This window comes from Streptomyces sp. MnatMP-M17, assembly GCF_900091995.1.
GTDB lineage: Bacteria > Actinomycetota > Actinomycetes > Streptomycetales > Streptomycetaceae > Streptomyces.
The window spans coordinates 1-4141 of sequence record NZ_FMDK01000863.1; the positions used below are offsets into that span (position 1 = coordinate 1).

General features: G+C 70.3%; 3 protein-coding genes. All 3 read right to left on the reverse strand.

The window, feature by feature from the left end; all coding sequences use genetic code 11:
- Nucleotides 1-59: 59 nt before the first annotated feature.
- Nucleotides 60-341 carry an HU family DNA-binding protein gene (locus GA0115259_RS32270; RefSeq protein WP_004571953.1) on the reverse strand — a complete coding sequence of 94 codons (282 nt, stop codon included), beginning with the start codon at nucleotides 339-341 and terminating at the stop codon, nucleotides 60-62.
- 517 nt (nucleotides 342-858) lie between these two features.
- Nucleotides 859-2292: an NAD-dependent malic enzyme gene (locus GA0115259_RS32275; protein ID WP_093603541.1), complete on the reverse strand. Its 1434-nt coding sequence runs from the start codon at nucleotides 2290-2292 to the stop codon at nucleotides 859-861.
- 440 nt (nucleotides 2293-2732) lie between these two features.
- On the reverse strand, nucleotides 2733-4141 hold a 1409-nt coding region (locus tag GA0115259_RS32280), incomplete at its 5' end, for an ATP-binding domain-containing protein (protein WP_161230520.1).

The window sequence follows — 4141 nt, forward strand, 5'->3', positions numbered from 1 at the left end:
CGGCCACCCGGTCCGGGTGGCCGCCCCTGAGCGTTGCCTATGGATGCTGTGGATGCGTCTTACTTGCCCTTGGCGGCTTCCTTGAGCTTGGAGCCCGCGGAGACCTTCACGCTGTAACCGGCCGGGATCTGGATCGGGTCACCGGTCTGCGGGTTACGAGCGGTGCGAGCGGCACGGTGGGTGCGCTCGAAGGTCAGAAAGCCGGGGATGGTGACCTTCTCGTCGCCCTTGGCGACGACCTCGCCGACCGTCTCGGCGAGAGCGGCCAGCACAGCGTCGGCGTCCTTGCGGGTCACCTCGGCGCGGTCGGCCAGGGCGGCCACCAGCTCACTGCGGTTCATGTTGTTACTCCCGTGTTCTTCTTGCCTGTGAGGCGTGAGATCGAAGCCGATGCTGCCAGGGCCCTCGGACAGTCCCCGGACCCGGGTCTGCTGACAGACCCTCGCGCCCGAATACGCATCCTGCCCCCACCAGCGGCGGGAAAGCCAATCCGGCACCCTCCGGAGTCACACGAAAAGCGCCACTGCCTCGTCGTCGTGACGTTCCGTGGACTCTGTGGAGACTCCTTGGAGCCTTGGAGCCCTGAACCCCCCGAAGGCCCTGAAAACCTCCCTGGAGCGGCGGGGCTCATGGTCCGCCACCCTAGAGGGGCCCGTGGGGCCCGGCGAATCGCGACGCGCCGGGCGCGGGCGTACGTGGGAAGCGCCACAGCCGTGCGCCACCTGGGCGGATACGCGGTTACGGGCTCGGGGGCTCGGCGCCACCGGTCCGTCCGGGACCCGGGGCGCGGGCCCCGGCGTACGGCCCCGACGTGCGACCCCGGCGTACGGTCCCGGAGTGCGGGCGCCGACGTACGGATCAGACCGACGTGGGAGTCGTCACACCGCCCGCGGCTGCCCTGGCCGCGTCGCGCACCGCGCCCGCCACCGCGCCCGCGACCTTGTCGTTGAAGACCGAGGGCACGATGTAGTTCGGGTTCAGCTCGTCCTCGGTGACGACACCCGCCAGCGCGGACGCCGCGGCCAGCATCATCTCCGTGTTGACCGTACGGGACTGGGCGTCCAGCAGACCGCGGAAGACACCGGGGAAGACCAGCACGTTGTTGATCTGGTTGGGGAAGTCGGAGCGTCCCGTGGCCACGACGGCCGCCGACTCGCGCGCGATCGCCGGGTCCACCTCGGGATCCGGGTTGGCGAGCGCGAAGACGATCGCTCCGTCCGCCATGGCCGCGACATCGTCGCCGTCCAGCACGTTCGGGGCCGAGACACCGATGAAGACGTCCGCGTCGACCACGGCCTGCTTCAGTGTGCCGGTGACACCTTCCGGGTTGGTGTTGTCGGCGATCCAGCGCAGTGGTGACTCCGGGGCCGCCTCCACCAGGTCCTCGCGGCCCGCGTGCACCACACCGTGGATGTCGGCGACCACCGCGTGCTTGACGCCCGCCGCGATCAGCAGCTTGAGGATGGCCGTACCGGCGGCGCCCGCGCCGGACATCACGATCCGTACGTCCTCGACGGCCTTGCCCACCACACGCAGCGCGTTGGTCAGCGCCGCGAGCACCACGATCGCGGTGCCGTGCTGGTCGTCGTGGAAGACCGGGATGTCCAGGGCCTCGCGCAGCCGTGCCTCGATCTCGAAGCAGCGCGGCGCGGAGATGTCCTCCAGATTGATGCCCGCGAAGCCGGGTGCGATCGCCTTGACGATCTCGACGATGGCGTCGGTGTCCTGGGTGTCCAGGCAGAGCGGCCAGGCGTCGATACCGGCGAAACGCTTGAAGAGGGCCGCCTTGCCCTCCATGACCGGCAGCGCGGCCATGGGGCCGATGTTGCCGAGGCCGAGCACGGCGGAGCCGTCGGTAACGACCGCGACGGAGTTGCGCTTGATGGTCAGCCGACGGGCGTCCTCGGGATTCTCGGCGATCGCCATGCAGACACGCGCCACACCCGGTGTGTAGATCATGGAGAGATCGTCACGGTTGCGGATCGGGTGCTTCGACTGCATCTCGATCTTGCCGCCGAGGTGCATCAGGAACGTACGGTCGGAGACCTTGCCCAGGACGACGCCCTCGATCCCGCGGAGCTGCGCGACGATCTGGTCCGCGTGTGCCGTGGAGGTCGCGGCGATCGTGACGTCGATCCGCAGCTTCTCGTGGCCGGAGGCGGTCACGTCAAGACCGGTCACAGAGCCGCCGGAGGACTCCACGGCCGTGGTGAGCTGGGAGACCGCGGTACCGCTCGCGGGCACCTCCAGCCTGACCGTCATCGAGTACGAGACGCTGGGCGCCGTTGCCATGACCGAGTTCCTCTGCTTTCCCTAGCCGCTGTGCCGCTCCGCCCGGACCGATGTCCCGGCGGCGCGTACCGATGGTCGCACCTACCACCGGGTAGCGGGTAAAGACCCCTACTTCCGGAAGGCGCCTTCCACGATGCGGGAGACCCTAACAGCGGCACGCCCAACAGAAGCAGGCCCCCACCAATGACTGGTGAAGGCCCGCTGACAGAAGTGTGGTGCGAACGCGAAGAAGTACATCCTGAAACGTCTTCATGTGAAGAAGTACGTGAAGAAGAAGTACGTGAAGAACTAGGTGGCACCGACCCGCCATGCTCGCCTCGCGGCAAGTGGTCGCTCGAAGCGACGAAGGTTGGGCCCGGGGGCTTGGATCGAGCCGGTGCCGTACCCAATCTAACAAACCACCCCGGGAAGTGATTCCTCCGGAGCGACTTGACTTGTCATCAATCCCGGAGCAGGTCCGGTACTCCTTCCGGGTCCGGCTCGTCGCGGGCCGTCGAGACGACCGTGAGCTGCTGGGTCGCCCGGGTGAGCGCCACGTACAGCACCCGCAGCCCGGCCGGTGACTCGTCGGCGATCTCCGCGGGCGAGACCACGACCGTCGCGTCGTACTCCAGTCCCTTGGCCTCCAGGCTGCCCAGCGCCACCACGCGCTCGCCGAGCCCGGCCAGCCAGCGCGCCGCCTGCTCGCGCCGGTTCATGGCGACGACGACACCGACCGTGCCGTCGACGCGGTCCAGCAGCCGCCGTGCCTCGGCCCGTACGGTCTCGGCGAGATCGCCGTCCTGCACGACGGAGAAGCGCGGCTCCACGCCGGTGGAGCGCACCGCCCTCGGGGACTCCATCCCGGGCATCGCGAGGGCCAGGACCTTCGCCGCCAGCTCGGCGATCTCGGCCGGGTTGCGGTAGTTCACGGTCAGGGTGAAGCGGCGGCGCGGCCGGGTGCCGAGCGCCTCGTCACGGGCCTCCGCCGCCTCGTCCGGATCCGACCAGGACGACTGCGCCGCGTCACCGACGACCGTCCAGGTGGCGTGCCGGCCGCGGCGGCCGACCATCCGCCACTGCATGGGCGTGAGGTCCTGGGCCTCGTCGACGATGACATGCGCGTACTCCGTACGCTCCGCCGCCAGCCGCTCGGCCCGCTCGCGCTGGGACTCCTCGCGCTGCGGCATCAGCTCCTCCAGACCGGTGAGCTGGTCCAGCGGATCGAGTTCACGGCGCTTCCTGGGACGTGCGGGCGTGCCGAGCAGTGTCTCCAGCTCGTCCAGCAGCGCCACGTCGTGGACCGAGAGCGGGCCCTTGCCGTCGGCGCCCAGCCGCTTGAGCGAGCGCGCCAGACGCCGGGTCTCGCCCTGGTTGAGGATCCGGCGCGACCAGCGGGCGAGCCGCCGCTCGTCGGCCATCGCGGCGAGCACTCCGCGCGGCGTCAGCTCGGGCCACCACGCGTCGAGGAACGCGATGAAGCTGTCCTCGGAGGTGACGTCCTCGTCGAAGGAGGAGCGCAGTTCGGCGGCCAGCTCGGGATCGGTGTGGCGCCCGGCCGAGCCGGACTTCGTCCACAGCGCGTCCAGCAGCAGTCTGCGGGCGCGCGGACGCAGCAGATTGACGGGCGCGGTCCCGCCGAGCACGGACTCGCGGATACGGCGCAGCTCGTCGGCTTCGAGCTCCAGCCGGCGGCCGAACGCGACAACACGCAGCAGCACCGGGGCGCCGCCACGGCCACCACGCGCGCCCGCGCCGTCGGCGTACGCGGTGTCCTCGGCCTCCGTGGCGTCCTCGGCCGCCTCGGCCACCTCACCGAAGGCGAGCTGTCCCGTGAGCGCGCCCGCGCCCGCGCTCACCGTGCGGCCGG

Excerpts from the sequence above, each read along its gene's own strand:
- GA0115259_RS32270 (WP_004571953.1), bottom strand. The coding sequence starts at position 341 with ATGAACCGCAGTGAGCTGGTGGCCGCCCTGGCCGACCGCGCCGAGGTG.
- GA0115259_RS32275 (WP_093603541.1), bottom strand. The coding sequence starts at position 2,292 with ATGGCAACGGCGCCCAGCGTCTCGTACTCGATGACGGTCAGGCTGGAG.